Origin of the sequence: Microbacterium pratiae, assembly GCF_047302165.1 — a bacterium.
Lineage (GTDB): Bacteria > Actinomycetota > Actinomycetes > Actinomycetales > Microbacteriaceae > Microbacterium.
Map to the genome: position 1 here is coordinate 1,450,083 of NZ_CP154843.1, position 14,648 is coordinate 1,464,730.

Genomic DNA, 14,648 nt, shown 5'->3' on the forward strand with positions numbered 1-14,648 from the left:
CGTCACGGAAGAAGCCACGATACGTGCGACGGCGAACGCCGGCTGATCGCTTGCCGGGTGCGTGGGGGGATGTGTTACGGGGCGAGGCGCGTCGGGCCGCGGAAGAGGTAGGTGACCTCGCGGATCGACGACTCGCCGAGCAGCAGCATCAGCACGCGGGCGAGGCCCATGCCGAAGCCGCCGTGCGGCGGGGCGCCGTAGCGGAAGAAGTCGAGGTAGAAGTCGAGGTGCTCGGGCTCGAGACCCTTCTCCTTGGCCTGCTCGATGAGCACGTCGACGCGGTGCTCGCGCTGCGCGCCCGTCGTGATCTCGACGCCGTTGAAGAGGAGGTCATACGACTTCGTCAGCCCGGTCTCCTCGTCGCGCATGTGGTAGAACGCGCGGATCTCGGGGTGGTAGTCGGTGATGAAGACGAACTGGTGCCCGTAGGTCTCGAGGACGTGAGCCGAGATCTGGCGCTCGCCCTCGGGATCGAGGTCGCCGTCCGTGCGCGGGATGTCGTAGCCGCGAGCCGCGACGATCTCCCGGGCCTCGGCGAGGGGGATGCGCGGGAACGGAGTCTGCGGAACCTGAACCTCGACGCCGAACAGCTCGGCGATCTCGTCGCCGTGCTTGTCCTTGACCGCCTGGAACGCGAACTGCAGGAGCTCCTCCTGCATGGCGGCGACGTCCTCGTGCGAGTCGATCCAGCTGATCTCGGCGTCGATCGAGGTGAACTCGGTCGCGTGCCGCGAGGTGAACGACGGGTCGGCGCGGAAGACATCACCGATCTCGAAGATCTTGCCGAAGCCAGCCGACTGCGCCATCTGCTTGAAGAACTGCGGGCTCTGCGCGAGGTACGCGGTCTTGTCCTCGAAGTAGGGCACCTCGAACAGCTCGGCGGCGGACTCCGACGCCGACGCCATGAGCTTGGGGGAGTGGATCTCGATGTAGTCGCGCTCGATCCAGTAGGTGCGCATGGCGTGCTCGAGGGTCGTCTGCACGCGGAAGATCAGGTTGTTGCGGCGCTGGCGCAGGTCGAGGAAGCGCCAGTCCATGCGCTTGTCCAGCCCGGAGTCGGCTGCGATGGGCGTCTCGGGCAGGGCCGCCGCCGCGATGTCGAGAGCGCCGATCTTGATCTCGACGCCGCCGAGCTTGACGCGCTCGTCGTGCTTGAGCTCGCCCGTGACGGTGAGGAAGGTGCCCGTCGAGAGGTTCGAGATCAGCTCGGTGAGGGCGAGGGCCGCGGCATCCTGCTCGCTGCCGTCCTCTGCCGGGCGCGTCGCGGGGTTGACCAGCTGCACGGCGCCGGTCTCGTCGCGGAGGATGACGAACTGCACCTTCTTCTGATCGCGGACGGTCTCGACCCATCCGGACACCGAAACGGGGCCGTCGGGGCGGGCCTGCAGCTGCTGGACGAGAACGCGTTCACTCACGAGGGGAGAGTCTACGCGTCCAGCTATCTCCGACGTCGCGCCCCTAGGCTGTGCGCGGGGCCCGTCCGGGCATCCGATCACCGAGCGCGAAGGCACCCGATGACCGTCATGACCCACACCGCCGGCCCCCATGCGTCGGCGCCCGCCGCCGACAAGGGCGGGTCGTGGCTGACGACGCTCGCGGACTGGACCGTCTCGCTCATGGACACGATCGGTCCGGCCGGCGCCGCGATCGCGGTCGGGATGGACAACCTCTTCCCGCCGATCCCGAGCGAGGTCGTGCTCCCGATGGCGGGGCTGGCGGCATCGCGGGGCTCGTTCACGCTCGCCGAGGCGATCCTGTGGACCACCTTCGGGTCGGTCTTCGGGGCCTACATCCTGTACTTCCTCGGCCGCTGGCTCGGAGCCGATCGTCTCCGGCGCATCGCCGACCGCATCCCCCTGGTGACCGGCGACGACGTCGTGCGCTCGGTCCACTGGTTCGAGAAGCACGGCTCGATCGCGGTGTTCTTCGGCCGCATGGTGCCGCTCTTCCGCAGCCTCATCTCGATCCCGGCCGGGGTGGCGCGGATGCACTGGTGGAAGTTCGGGCTGCTCACGACGGCAGGCAGTCTCATCTGGAACTCCATCTTCGTGATGGCCGGGTTCCTCCTGGGCGAGAACTGGCACATCGTCGAGCAGTACGCCGAGATCTTCCAGCTGATCGTGATCATCGTCGTCGCCGTGCTCGTGGTGTGGTTCGTCGTCGCGCGCGTGCGCGACCTGCGACGCGGCCGGACCTCGGGATCGGGGCCCGCCCCGGAGCCGAGCCCCGAGGGCCCCTGACGGCTCGCACGCTCAGGGTCCGCATAGGAGCCGCCGCCGTAGACTGGAGACCGTGCCCGCTGCCCGTCTCCATCTCGTGCGCCACGGTGAGGTCCACAACCCTCGGCGTGTGCTCTACGGGCGGCTGCCGCACTTCGGGCTGAGCGAGGACGGCCGGCGCATGGCGCGGTCCGCGGCCGAGTACGTCGCGTCGCTGGAGCGCCCCGTCACGGCGCTCGTGTCGTCTCCGCTGCAACGCACGCGCGAGTCGTCGGAGCCCTTCACCGAGCTCTTCGGCCTCGACCCCGTCATCGACGAGCGCGTCATCGAGCCGCACAACGTCTTCGAGGGACGCCGCATGCGGAACGCCCTCGTCAACCCCTGGAACTGGTGGCACCTCCGCACGCCCGCGACGCCGAGCTGGGGGGAGCCCTACCTCGAGGTCGTAGCGCGCATGGACGCTGCGATGCGCGATCTGTGGCACTCGGCCGATTCGGGCGACGTCGTGATCGTGTCGCACCAGCTGCCGATCTGGATCACCCACCTCGCGATCGCGGGTGAGCCGCTGCGCCACGACCCTCGTCGGCGTCGGTGCGCGCTCTCGAGCGTCACGAGCTTCGAGCTCGGCGACGGGGGAGCGGGCGCCGCGTGGCGCGAGGTCGCGTATGCCGAGCCCGCCTCCACCGCGGGTGCCGTCGATGTAGGAGCAGTCTGATGAAGCGCCGCCTCGTGGCCGCTGTCCTCGCCCTCGGTCTCGCGGCGGGTCTCGCCGCCTGCTCGAGCCCGAACGACGACCTCGCGGGGCAGTACCGCGACGGTGACAACAAGGGATTCATCTCGGGCGACGGCACGACGACGGAGATCCCGGAGGCCGAGCGGGGCGCCCCGATCGAGTTCACCGGGACGGCCGTCGACGGCTCGGCGATCTCGAGCACCGACTACGCCGGCAAGCCGCTCGTCCTCAACTTCTGGTACGCGCAGTGCGGGCCGTGCCGCGCCGAGGCGCCTCTGCTTGAGGAGGTCTACACCGACACGCAAGAGGTCGGTGCCGACTTCCTGGGGATCAACATCTACGACGGGCCCGAGCAGGCCGCGGCCTTCGAGCAGAACTACGGCATCAGCTACCCGTCGCTGCTCATGCAGGGCGACGGTGAGCTGAAGCTCGCGCTCGCGGCATCCGCATCGGTCCAGGCCGCCCCCACGACGCTCGTGCTCGACACCGAGGGACGGGTCGCCGCCCGCATCGTCGGACAGCTGCGGGATGCCGGCATCCTCCGCACCCTCGTCGAGGACGCCGCGAAGGCGGGCGCCGGCGCGGGATCGTCGTGAACCCGGGCGAGATCGTCTTCGGGGGAGCCCTGTGGCTCGCCGTGCCGATCGCCGTGCTCGCGGGTCTCGTCTCGTTCCTGTCGCCGTGTGTTCTGCCGCTCGTGCCCGGGTACCTGGGTTTCCTGGGCAGCGCCGTCACGTCGCGCGAGCCTGCGCGGCGGGCGACCGGCCGCGACGAGACTCGGACGATTGGGCGAACCTCGGAGGATGCCGCCGGGTCGGTCCGTGTTTCGACGGATTCTCCGACGTCGGCGCCGGGCCGCGGACGCCTCCTGCTCGGCGTCGGGCTGTTCATCGCGGGCTTCACCGTCGTCTTCCTCGCGATGGGCGTCTTCGCGGGCACCGTGGGCCGGGTGTTCTTCGAGTACCAGGACGTCATCACGCGCGTCCTCGGCGCGGTCGTGATCGTGCTCGGTCTCGTCTTCGTCGGGCTGTTCGGCTTCGCGCAGCGCATCTACCGGCCGCAGCTGCGGCAGAACCTCGGTCTGGCCGGAGCCCCGCTCCTCGGCATCGCGATGGGCATCGGCTGGGCGCCCTGCATCGGACCGACTCTCGCCGCGATCCTCTCGATCGCGCTCAGCCAGGCCGACCCGACCCGTGCGGGAGTTCTCGCCGTCGCGTACTCGCTCGGCCTCGGCATCCCGTTCGTCCTGCTGGCGCTCGGTGCGAGCTGGGCGACCCGCTCGGTGGCGTTCGTGCGCCGGCACATCCGCGTCGTCAACATCGCCGGCGGAGCGCTGCTCGTCGTCCTCGGCCTGCTGATGGTCACGGGCGTCTGGACCACGATCATGTCCGTCTTCCAAGGAGTGGTGGCCGGTGTCCCGACCTTCCTCTGACCAGGCCGATCCCTCGGCGCCGCTGCGACCGGGTGATCACTCCGACGCCCCCGACGAGGCGGCCGACCGCGACCGCCCGATCACGCAGCCCCAGCTCGGGTTCGTCGGATGGCTGCGGTGGGGCTGGCGTCAGCTGACGAGCATGCGCACGGCGCTCGTGCTGCTGCTCCTGCTCGCGATCGCGGCGATCCCGGGGTCGATCGTGCCGCAGCGCAGCGCCGACCCCAACGGCGTCACCCAGTGGCGCACCGACAACCCCGACCTGTATCCCGTCCTCGACGCGCTGCAGCTGTTCGACGTGTACACGTCGGTGTGGTTCTCGGCGATCTACATCCTGCTGTTCGTGTCGCTCGTCGGGTGCGTCATCCCGCGCACGAAGCATCACTGGCAGGCGATGAAGTCGCGTCCGCCCCGCACCCCGGCCCGCCTCTCGCGGCTGGCCGATCACCGCACGGTCGGCGTCGCCGTGCGCGACGACGAGGATGCCGCGACCGCAGCCTCCGGAGCTGTCGACGAGGCCCAGCGGCAGCTGCGCAAGGCGGGCTATCGCGTCGAGCGTTACGACTCCGGTCCCGTCGCATCCGTCTCCGCCGAGCGCGGTTATCTGCGCGAGACGGGCAACCTCGTCTTCCACGGCGCGCTCGTGGGCGTCCTCATCTCCGTCGGCGTCGGCGGAGGCCTGACGTACACGGGCCAGACCGTCATCGTCGAGGGCGACACGTTCGTCAACTCGCTCGGGCTCGGCTACACCTCGTTCAACCCGGGTCGCTTCGTCGACACCGATCAGATGCCGCCGTATTCACTGACCCTCGACAAGTTCGACGTCTCGTACGGCCCGTTCTCGGGGGGACCGGGCCACGGGATGGCGGGCGACTTCCTGGCGCACCTCACCGTGGCCGAGCCCGGGCAGGAGCCGCGCGACGGCGAGGTGCGGGTGAACCATCCCTACGGGATCGAGGGCGACCGCATCTATCTGATGGGCAACGGTTACGCTCCCACGATCACCGTCCGCGACGCCGCGGGCGAGGTCGTGTTCAGCGAGGACGTCCCCTTCCTGCCGCAGGACAACAACATGACCTCGATCGGCGTCGTGAAGATCGCCGACGGGATGCCGGAGCAGCTCGGACTCGCCGGATTCTTCTACCCGACGGCGGCGACCCTCCAGTCGGGGGCCATCGCCTCGGCCTACGGCGACCTCACCAACCCGCTCGTGACCTTCCGCGTGTACGAGGGCGATCTCGGCATCGACGACGGCACGCCGCGCTCGGTCTACACGCTCGACCCGACCGGCATGGAGCAGATCGCGGGCGGCGACTCGGGGGTGGCCTCGCTCGAGCTCGAGCCGGGTCAGACCGTCGACCTCCCGGGCGGCCGCGGCACCGTGACCTTCGAGGATCAGCGTGCGTCCGGCTCGGAGCAGGCCGTCAAGCGCTACGTCTCGCTGTCGATCCATCGCGACGTCGGTGCGCCCTTCGTGCTCGTGTTCGCGATCCTCGCCACCCTGGGCCTGCTCGCGGGACTCTTCGTGCCTCGCCGTCGCCTGTGGGTCAAGGCGACTCCCGTCGACGGCGCGATCCGCCTGGAGTACGCCGGCCTCGCCCGCGGCGAGGATCCCGCGATCGCCCAGGCCGTCGCCGACATCTCGCGCAGCCACCTCGCCGCCCTCGGGCGCGACGAGGTCGAGCTGCCGCCCGAGGCCGAGCGACCCCGTCGTTCCCGCCCCGCCCGCGCGCAAGCGCCCGACGTAAACTGAGGATCATGCCCGAAGACCTGTCGCTGGATGCCGTCTCGGTTCTGCTCGTCTGGACAGCCGTCGCTGTCTATGCGCTCGCCTTCATCGCCTACGCGGTCGACCTCGCTCGTCGTTCCGATCTCGCGCTGAAGACGAAGGACACCGTCCCCGCGGCGGCCGCCCTCGTCGCCGCCGGCGGTGCGCAGACGATCGGCGAGATCCGCTCTGCGGAGGCTGAGGCCGAGCTCGCCCTGAACGCGCGTCCGGCCGATCGACCGCGCCTGCTGTGGGCGCGCATGGGCACGACCCTGACCTGGATCGGGTTCCTCTTCCACCTCGGCGCGACCGTGCTGCGAGGCATCGCCGCCGAGCGCGTGCCGTGGTCGAACATGTACGAGTTCGCCCTCACCGGCCTGCTCCTCGTGGTGATGGTCTACCTCGTCGTGCTGTTCCGGTACGACCTCCGCTTCCTCGGCACCTTCATCACGGGCCTCGCGGTCGTGCTGCTCGGCGGCTCGGTCCTGAACTTCTACGTCGCGGTCGTGCCGCTCGCCGACCCGCTGAAGTCGATCTGGCTCGTCATCCACGTGTTCGTCGCTTCGCTGGCCTCGGCGTTCTTCGCCCTGGCGTTCGCCCTCTCGATCGTGCAGCTCATGCAGGCGCGACGCGAGGCTCGCGCGATCGCTCGTGTCGGCGCCGAGGGCGGGGATGCGGCATCCGCGGCACCCGTGTCGCAGCGCGACGGCGCACGGTTCCTCCGCACCCTGCCGAGCGCGGACGCCCTCGAGTCGCTCGCCTACCGCTTCGCGATCATCGGCTTCATCTTCTGGACCTTCACCCTCATCGCCGGTTCGATCTGGGCCAATGACGCGTGGGGCCGGTACTGGGGCTTCGACACGAAGGAAGTCTGGACCTTCGTCATCTGGGTGCTCTACGCCGGTTACATCCACGCCCGTGCGACGCGCGGTTGGCGCGGCAACCGGAGCGCCTGGCTCTCGATCGTCGGCTTCTCGGCGGTGCTGTTCAACTTCATCATCGTGAACCAGTTCTTCAAGGGCCTGCACGCCTACAGCGGCCTGAGCTGACCCCGCCCCGCGCCTTGCGCCTTTCGCCTTTGCGCCTTGCGCCTTCAGCTGGCAGTTAATGCCCGTTCTCGGCGCCCGTGGGGGCGCAAGCTGCCAGCTGAGCCCTTGTCGTGGTGCGGACACTAGCTTTGGTCGGCAGTAAGTGCCCGTTCCGGGCGGATCGGGGCGCGAGCTGCCAGTTGAGTCCTCGTCGTGGTGGCGGCGATGCGTGTGGCTGTTCAGTTGACAGTGAGCGCCCGTTCTCGGCGCCCGTGGGGGCGTGAGCTGCCAGCTGAGCTGGCGCCCCGGGGGTGGGCGCCAGCTTCAGTTGGCAGTTGGTGCCCGTTGGTGTCGCGGGAGAGGGCGTGAGTTGCCAGTTGAGCCCTCGCCCCGGGGTGGGCGTCAGCTTCGGTTGGCAGTTGGTGCCCGGTGGTGTCGCGGGAGAGGGTGTGAGCTGCCAGTTGAGCCCTCGCCCCGGGGTGGGTGCCAGCTTCAGTTGGCAGTACGTGCCCATTGATGCCACGTGAGGGGGCGTGAGTTGCCAGCTGAATCCTCGCCTTGCTGCGCGTAGCTGTTCAGTTGGCAGTAAGTGCCTGTTCTTGGCGCACGTGGGGGCGTGAGCTGCCAGGTGAAGCGGCGGGTGAGCTATGGGGATGCGGCTCCGCCCCGCCTCCGCCTCGCTCGAAGGCGAAGGTGAAGACGTGGGCGAAGGCGAAGGCGGAGACAGAAGCCCATACAGTGGCCCACACAGAGGCCCACACAGTGGCCCAGGCAGGCGCGAGCCTCAGGCGGCAGCGGGCTGAAGCACGGCGCGCACCGATGTGGTGCGTGCGCGAGCCGTGACGATCACCGTGACCACGAGCGAGATCGCCGTCCACACGAGCAGTCCCGCGACGGCGGCTCCCGCACCTCCCGCCGACGTGAGCACGGCGAGCAGACCCTGATAGGCGGATGCCGTCGGCAGCAGGCCCGCGATCTGCGACAGCACCCCCGGCACGGTCGAGACGACTCCCGTGGCCACCGCCAGCACGGCCACACCGGCGGCAACCCACCGGCCGGCTCCGCCGAGCAGCGCCACGAGGGCCTGGTTCACCGCTGCGAAGGCAACGCCGGCCAGAGCCGAGAGTCCCGCGAACGCGGCCCACGTCCACGGATCGTACGAGGCCGCGAGCTGCACGACGACGGCGACGAGCACACCCTGCACGAGCCCGACCACGGCGGCGGGCGCGAAGGCCCGAAGCGTCAGCAGGAACGAAGGGCGACGCGAGGTCAGCGCGCCGCGGGGGACCGCCTGCAGGGCGACGAACGACCCGATCGCGCCGAGCCAGAGGGCGAGACCCGTGAGCAGCGGGATCGCCGAGGCGCCGAACAGCTCGGATCCCAGGCCTTCGGCGGCGACCGGTGCCGCGACCACGCTCGCGAGGTCGGTCGCCTGCTGGTCGGTGTACGACGGCAATGCGGCGGTCGCGGTGTCGAGTCCGTCGGCGAGGGTGTCGGTGCCATCCGCGAGGGTGCCGACACCCGATGCGAGGTCGGTCGCGCCTCCGGACAGCTCGCCCGCTCCGGACGAGAGTTGCGCGGCCCCATAGGCGGCCGAGGACGCCCCCGTGGCGAGCGCCGAGGCGCCGGAAGCGAGCTGGCCGCCCCCGGCTGCGAGAGCGTCGGCACCGTCGGCGAGTTCGGTCATGCCGTTCGCGAGCTGCGTCGCCGCACCCGCGGCCTGCTGCAGACCCGCGATCAGCTCCGGCGCCGAGGCGGCGAGGCCCGAGACCTGTCCCGCGATCTGGCCCGACTGGCCGATCACTCCGGTGACCTCCGGCAGCGCGCTCTGCGTGCGCGCGGACACGGCGCGAAGCGCGTCGCAGACCTGGGCCGACCCGCCGTCGGCCTCGCAGCTCGCCGACACCGCTGCCAGCTCGTCGGCGGCCTGCGTCACTCCGCTGGCGATGCGGTCGGAGTTCTCGGCCAGGTACTGCGCCCCGGCGACCGCCTCGGCGGGGATCTGGGGAACGCTGATCCCGTTCAGCGACTGCGACAGCTGGGTCGCGAACTCGTTCGTGCCGCCGGCGAGCGTGCGCGCGCCCTGAGCCCAGGTCGTGAGTCCCGTCTGGGTCGCCGCAGCACCGTCGGAGAGCTGCGAGGCTCCGCCGGCGAGCTGACCGACTCCGTCCGACAGCGCCGCCGCTCCGGTCTGAAGCTGTCCGGCACCATCGGCGAGCTGGGTCGCACCATCGGCCGCCTGGCGTCCACCGTCGGCGAGCTGGTGCGCACCCGACGCGGCATCCCCGAGCTGGTCTCCCAGCGTCGTGAAGCCGAGGAAGACGTTCTCGAGATAGACCGTCGAGAGCTGGGAGCCCATGAGGGATGTCGCGGCCTGCGTGATCTGCGCCGTGATGGCGTCATCGACGACGAGGCTGTCGGGAGCCGTGTCGACGCGGATCGTCGCCTTCTCCGGCGTTCCGCCCGGGGCGGTCGAGGTGGCCGCGGCGGAGAAGCCGCTCGGGATCGTCACGACGGCGTCGTACGTGCCGTCCGCGAGCCCGGACCGGGCGTCGTCGTCGTTGGAGATGACCCAGTCGAGGTTGCTCGGAACCTCGTCGGAGCCGGCGACGAGGCCTGCGGTCAGCTGACGGCCGAGGGGCGCGAGCTGGCCGTTGATCTCGACCGCCTGGTCGTCGTTCACGATCGCGGCGCGCATGTTGTCGAGCCGCTCGACGGGGTTGTACAGCGCGGCGACCAGCACGCCCCCGATGAGGACGGGGAGCAGGATGACGCCGACGATCGTGAGCCACGTGACGGGCTTGCGGGAGCGGGCGCGCTCGATGGGCAGGGTCATGACGAGATCACCTCGGTGTTCGGGTGCGACGGTTCGGACGCGGATGCAGCGGAGGCCGCGGAAGCCGCGGATGCGCCGCCGCGCAGGGGGAGGGTGTGGGGTGCGGTGCGGTGTGCCTCGGCGAGGATGTCGAGCACGCCGAGCTCACGTCGGACGACCGCGACGACGGTGAGGGCCCCGGCCCCCGCGTGGCGGTCGTCGAGGCGGGTCGCCGCGTCGCGGAGGACCGCTGCGGCCTGGTCGCGGTCGGCCCCGGCGAGGGCGTCGAGACCGTCGACGACCACGATCGTCGCGCCGCCTGCGGTGGCGTGACGGAGCTCGGCCACCGGATCGGTCGGACCGTCCAGCAGGGCGAGGCCGACATGCGAGCGGACCCACGGTGCGCGCTCGGGGAGCAGGCGTCCGCCGACGCGCAGCAGGCCACCGTCGACGCGGAGACGTCCGGAGACGGCGAGGGCGAAGGCCCGCCCGACGCGCGGATCGGGGTGCGAGACGACGAGCGACTCGCCCGGCTCGACGCGGAACGTCGCGTCGGAGAACACCGCCGTCTCGCCGTCGTCATCCGCGTGGACGGCGACGCCCTCTCCGACCAGGGCCGCGGAGGTGTTGCGCTCGGGCCACTCGCGCAGCGACAGCTCGCGCTCGACGGCCTCGCCCTCGATGTCGAAGTGGGGGAGGATGCGGTCGAGCCAGCGCGGCATCCACCAAGCCTTCTCACCGAGCAGGGCCATGACGGCCGGCACGAGCGTCATGCGGATGAGGAACGCGTCCACGGCGATGCCGACGGCGAGCCCCAACGCGATGGGCTTGATCGACGAGTCGCCCTCGGGGACGAACGCGGCGAACACGGCGAACATGATGACCGCCGCCGCCGTCACGACGCGCGCGGACGAGGTGAATCCCGAGCGGACGGCCCCGACGGCGGTGAGTCGGTCGGCGCGGCCGCCCCGGTCGCGGCGCGCATGGACGTAGTCCTCGCGCATCCGCGAGACGAGGAAGACCTCATAGTCCATGGCGAGGCCGAACAGCACACCCATGAGGATGATCGGCATGAAGCTGATGACCGGACCCTCACGGGTGACGTGCAGTAGGTCGGCGAACCAGCCCCACTCGAAGACGGCGGCGACGACACCGAACGCAGCCAGCACGGACAGCAGATACCCGAGAGCGGCCTTGATCGGCACCCAGATCGAGCGGAACACGATCGTCAGCAGGATGAGGGAGAGCCCGACGACGAAGATGCCGAAGGGAAGCAGCGCTTCGCCGAGCCGGTCGGAGATGTCGATGCCGACCGCCGTGAACCCGGTCACCTTCAGGTCGACGCCATATTCGTCGAGCAGCCGGTCATGCTGTGCGCGCAGCTCGCGAACCAGATCGGCCGTCTCGGGGGAGTCGGGAGCGGTCTCGGGCACGATCTGGACGAGCCCCGTGTCGGCGGTCTCGTTGGGGGTCGCGAGGGCCACCTCCTTCACGCCGGGGATGCTCGCGATGTCGTCGCCGATGTCCTGCATGAGGGTCAGCGGGTCGTTCGAGGTGACGATGGTCCCCGTCATGATGAGCGGGCCGTTCGCGCCGGGGCCGAAGTGCTCGGCGGTGAGGTCGTACGCCTGCCGGGCCTCGCTCGACGGCGGCTGCACCCCCGCATTGGGAAGGGCCAGGGTGAGACTGGCCGACGGGATCGCGACGATGCCGAGACCCGCGACGACCGCGATCGTCGTGACGAGCGGATGCCGCGTGACGCCGCGGACCCAGCGCTCCGAGAACGATCGGCGAGGCGCGGCCGGACGCGTGCGTGAGCGCTTGGGTCGACGTGGCCAGCCCGCGACCCGCGGCCCGGCGAACCCGAGGAGGGCCGGGGTGAGCGTGACGGCGACGACGACGGCGATCGCGACGGCGACGGCCGCCGCGATGCCCATCGTGGTCAGGAAGGGGATGCCGGCGAAGCTGAGCCCGATGAGTGCGATGAGCACCGTGATGCCGGCGAACGCGACGGACGATCCCGCGGTTCCGGTCGAACGGGCAGCGGACTCCTCCGGGTCCATGCCCGCACGCACCTGGTCCTGATGTCGGGCGGCGATGAAGAGCGAGTAGTCGATCCCGACGGCGAGACCCAGCATGACCGACAGCAGCGGCGTCGTGGACGACACCGAGGCGAACTGCGTCGCGACGAAGATCATCGCCGTCGCGAGAGCGACCCCGATGAGAGCGCTGACGAGCGGGAACCATGAGACGGCGAACGAGCGGAACGTGACGATCAGGACGAACAGCGCCACCAGCACGCCGATCACCTCGACGATCGAGAGTGCCGGGATCGAGGTCGAGAACAGGTCGCCGCCGAGGGCGACCTGCGTGCCGTCGGGGAGGTCCGCCCGCATCCGGTCGGCCACCGAGGTGAGCGCGTCCTTCGTCTCTGCGCTGACCGAGGTCGCCTCGCCGTCGAACTGGACGCGGACGATCGCGGCCCGGTCGTCCTCCGAGACCAGACCGGAGACCGTCTGGTCGAACGGATCGGTCACGGCGAGGACGTCGTCGCCCAGGTCGCCGAACGCGGTCACGGTGTCGGCGATCTCGCCCGCGAACGGCTCGTCGCGAACGCTCCCGCCCTCGGGGGCGACGACGACGAGCTGCGCGCTCGTGCCGCTCGCCTGGGGGAAGGTGCGGTTCAGCAGCTCCAGCCCCTCCTGCGCCTCGGTCCCCGGGATCGAGAAGGAGTTGTCGGTGCCCTTGTTCAGCAGCGCGGCACCCCCGCCGGCGATCATGAGGATCAGCAGCCAGGAGACGAGTACGCGCCAGGGGTGACGGAACGACCAGCGTCCGAGGGTGAACAGGAGTGTGGACACGGGCGCTCCAGGTCTCATCGATCGTCATGGTTGTTCGATACAGCGCTGTATCCGATACACCAATGTATCCTAGGTTCCACCCCCACCGATCAGGCTGGACGATCGGTGTGAAACACGAGGAGCACCATGGATGCCGAGGCCCGCCCGGTCACCCGCAGTCGCGAGAACACGCGCGCCCGGCTGTTGGATGCCGCCGCCGAGGTCTTCGCCGAGGTAGGCCTCGACGCGGCCTCCGTTGAAGCCGTGTGCGACCGTGCCGGGTTCTCGCGCGGAGCCTTCTACTCGAACTTCGACTCGAAGGGCGAGCTCTTCCTCGCCTTGGTCGAGCGGTCCTCCAGCGAGAAGCTCGATCTCGTCGCCGACCGCGTACGCGCTCTCGATCGCACCGCAGCTCCCGATCCGTCTTCGCTCGTCCCGCAGGTCATCGGCGTCTCGCTCGCGGGCATGGAGCCCCGGCTGGTGTCGGAGCTGCGGGCGCAGGCGCTCCGCGACGAGCGGATGGCCGAGGCGTACCTGCGGCTCCAGGACGGCATCGTGGAGCGGGTCCGGGTGATCGTCGACGACATCCGGAAGGTCTACGAGCTGCGGTTCCGGCTGTCGACCACGGAGGTCGCGCAGCTCATGGTCGATCTCTCCGACGCGACGTGCGAGCGAGCGGCGATCGAGGGGCTCGGCGAGCCCGAGACGACCCGACTGCTGCACGAGCGCATCGGTCAGCTCGCGACCGCTCTCCTCGACGCCTGAGGCCCGCGCGGCCTATCCCTCAGCGCTGGCGCGCGAGAACCGCGTGACAGCGCTCGAGGCGCTCGCGCCACCACCGTTGGCGGTCCGTCGGCGGGGCGAGAGAGGCGACGGCATCCCGGTCGACGGTGACGCGGCCCGTGGCGAGTCCGCCCGAGACGGGGCGCAGGGCGGGGGCGGCGACATCGGTCGCGAACAGGGCGGCCGTTCCCAGCCCGCAGTCGAAGTCGAGGTCGGGGAGAGCCGCAGCGAGAGCGACTCCCATCGACAGGCCGACGCTCGTGTCGAGGGCGCTCGAGACGACCGCGGGAAGTCCCGCCTCTGCCACGAGGGCGAGCGCGCGTCTGACCCCTCCGAGCGGCTGCGCCTTGATGACGAGCAGATCCGCGGCGCCCGCCCGCGCCACCGCGAGCGGGTCGTCGGCCTTGCGGACGCTCTCGTCGGCGGCGATCGGGATCCCCATGTAACGCACGCGGCGGCGCAGCTCGGCGAGCTCCTCGACGGTGGCGCACGGCTGTTCGGCGTACTCCAGGTCGAACTCGGCCAGGGCGTGGAGCGCGTGCTCCGACTCATCGAGGTTCCACGCGCCGTTCGCGTCGATCCGCACACGCCCCTCGGGGCCGAGCGCCTCGCGGACGGCGCGCACGCGGGCCACGTCGTCGGCCAGCACCTGGCCGCGCTCCGCGACCTTGACCTTGACGGTGCGGCATCCGTCGTATCGCGAGAGCACTTCCGCGACGCGCTCGGCTGCGACGGCCGGCACCGTCGCGTTGACGGCGACGCGGTCTCGGGCGGGGGACGGGGTCGGTTCCCAGCCGAACTCGAGGGCGGCGGCCAGCCAGACGGCGGCCTCCTCGTCGCCGTACTCGGTGAACGGAGAGAACTCGGTCCAGCCCTCCGGCCCCTCGAGCAGCAGCGCCTCTCGCACGTCGACGCCGCGGAAACGCGTCGTCAGCGGCAGTGCGACAACGTGCGATCGGTCGAGCAGCTCGGCCAGCGAGGGGAGGGGGAGAGCGGAGTCCACGCGTTCATCCTCCCACCGCGGCATAGG

At 70.6% G+C, this 14,648-nt stretch carries 11 protein-coding genes; 7 read left to right on the forward strand and 4 right to left on the reverse strand.

Annotated features, from left to right (window positions below; all coding sequences use genetic code 11):
- Positions 1-74 precede the first annotated feature (74 nt).
- Complete coding sequence (gene aspS / locus AA0Y20_RS06760; protein ID WP_412938259.1) at positions 75-1,415, reverse strand: aspartate--tRNA(Asn) ligase; 1,341 nt, start codon at positions 1,413-1,415, stop codon at positions 75-77.
- A 99-nt stretch (positions 1,416-1,514) separates the two neighbouring features.
- Between aspS and AA0Y20_RS06765 the strand changes: the two genes are divergently transcribed.
- The 6 genes from AA0Y20_RS06765 to ccsB are packed head-to-tail and all read left to right on the forward strand — an operon-like array spanning position 1,515 to position 7,201.
- Positions 1,515-2,240, forward strand: a complete 726-nt coding sequence (locus AA0Y20_RS06765) for a DedA family protein (RefSeq protein ID WP_413332306.1) — start codon at positions 1,515-1,517, stop codon at positions 2,238-2,240.
- A 52-nt stretch (positions 2,241-2,292) separates the two neighbouring features.
- Positions 2,293-2,934 carry a histidine phosphatase family protein gene (locus AA0Y20_RS06770; protein ID WP_412938262.1) on the forward strand — a complete coding sequence of 214 codons (642 nt, stop codon included), beginning with the start codon at positions 2,293-2,295 and terminating at the stop codon, positions 2,932-2,934.
- Positions 2,934-3,548 (forward strand): TlpA family protein disulfide reductase, encoded by a 615-nt coding sequence (locus AA0Y20_RS06775; RefSeq protein WP_412938263.1) that lies wholly within the window; start codon positions 2,934-2,936, stop codon positions 3,546-3,548. Before AA0Y20_RS06770 ends, AA0Y20_RS06775 begins: the two co-directional genes overlap by 1 nt.
- A complete protein-coding gene (locus tag AA0Y20_RS06780; RefSeq protein WP_412938264.1) occupies positions 3,545-4,384 on the forward strand; it encodes a cytochrome c biogenesis CcdA family protein in 840 nt (279 codons plus the stop codon). Before AA0Y20_RS06775 ends, AA0Y20_RS06780 begins: the two co-directional genes overlap by 4 nt.
- Positions 4,365-6,137, forward strand: coding sequence for a cytochrome c biogenesis protein ResB (locus tag AA0Y20_RS06785; RefSeq protein ID WP_412938265.1), 1,773 nt, complete (start codon positions 4,365-4,367; stop codon positions 6,135-6,137). Before AA0Y20_RS06780 ends, AA0Y20_RS06785 begins: the two co-directional genes overlap by 20 nt.
- Before the next feature lie 5 nt (positions 6,138-6,142).
- Positions 6,143-7,201 carry a c-type cytochrome biogenesis protein CcsB gene (ccsB, locus tag AA0Y20_RS06790; protein ID WP_412938266.1) on the forward strand — a complete coding sequence of 353 codons (1,059 nt, stop codon included), beginning with the start codon at positions 6,143-6,145 and terminating at the stop codon, positions 7,199-7,201.
- Between the two features lie 763 nt (positions 7,202-7,964).
- Here the strand turns inward: ccsB and AA0Y20_RS06795 are convergent.
- Positions 7,965-10,016 (reverse strand): YhgE/Pip family protein, encoded by a 2,052-nt coding sequence (locus AA0Y20_RS06795; RefSeq protein WP_412938267.1) that lies wholly within the window; start codon positions 10,014-10,016, stop codon positions 7,965-7,967.
- Positions 10,013-12,856 (reverse strand): MMPL family transporter, encoded by a 2,844-nt coding sequence (locus tag AA0Y20_RS06800; RefSeq protein WP_412938268.1) that lies wholly within the window; start codon positions 12,854-12,856, stop codon positions 10,013-10,015. The genes AA0Y20_RS06795 and AA0Y20_RS06800 overlap by 4 nt, the downstream gene beginning before the upstream one ends.
- A gap of 126 nt (positions 12,857-12,982) precedes the next feature.
- On the opposite strand from AA0Y20_RS06800, the gene AA0Y20_RS06805 reads away from it, so the two are divergent.
- Positions 12,983-13,600 carry a TetR/AcrR family transcriptional regulator gene (locus AA0Y20_RS06805; RefSeq protein WP_412938270.1) on the forward strand — a complete coding sequence of 206 codons (618 nt, stop codon included), beginning with the start codon at positions 12,983-12,985 and terminating at the stop codon, positions 13,598-13,600.
- A 19-nt stretch (positions 13,601-13,619) separates the two neighbouring features.
- Here the strand turns inward: AA0Y20_RS06805 and AA0Y20_RS06810 are convergent, their stop codons facing one another.
- Positions 13,620-14,621 carry an o-succinylbenzoate synthase gene (locus AA0Y20_RS06810; RefSeq protein WP_412938271.1) on the reverse strand — a complete coding sequence of 334 codons (1,002 nt, stop codon included), beginning with the start codon at positions 14,619-14,621 and terminating at the stop codon, positions 13,620-13,622.
- Between the last annotated feature and the right edge of the window lie 27 nt (positions 14,622-14,648).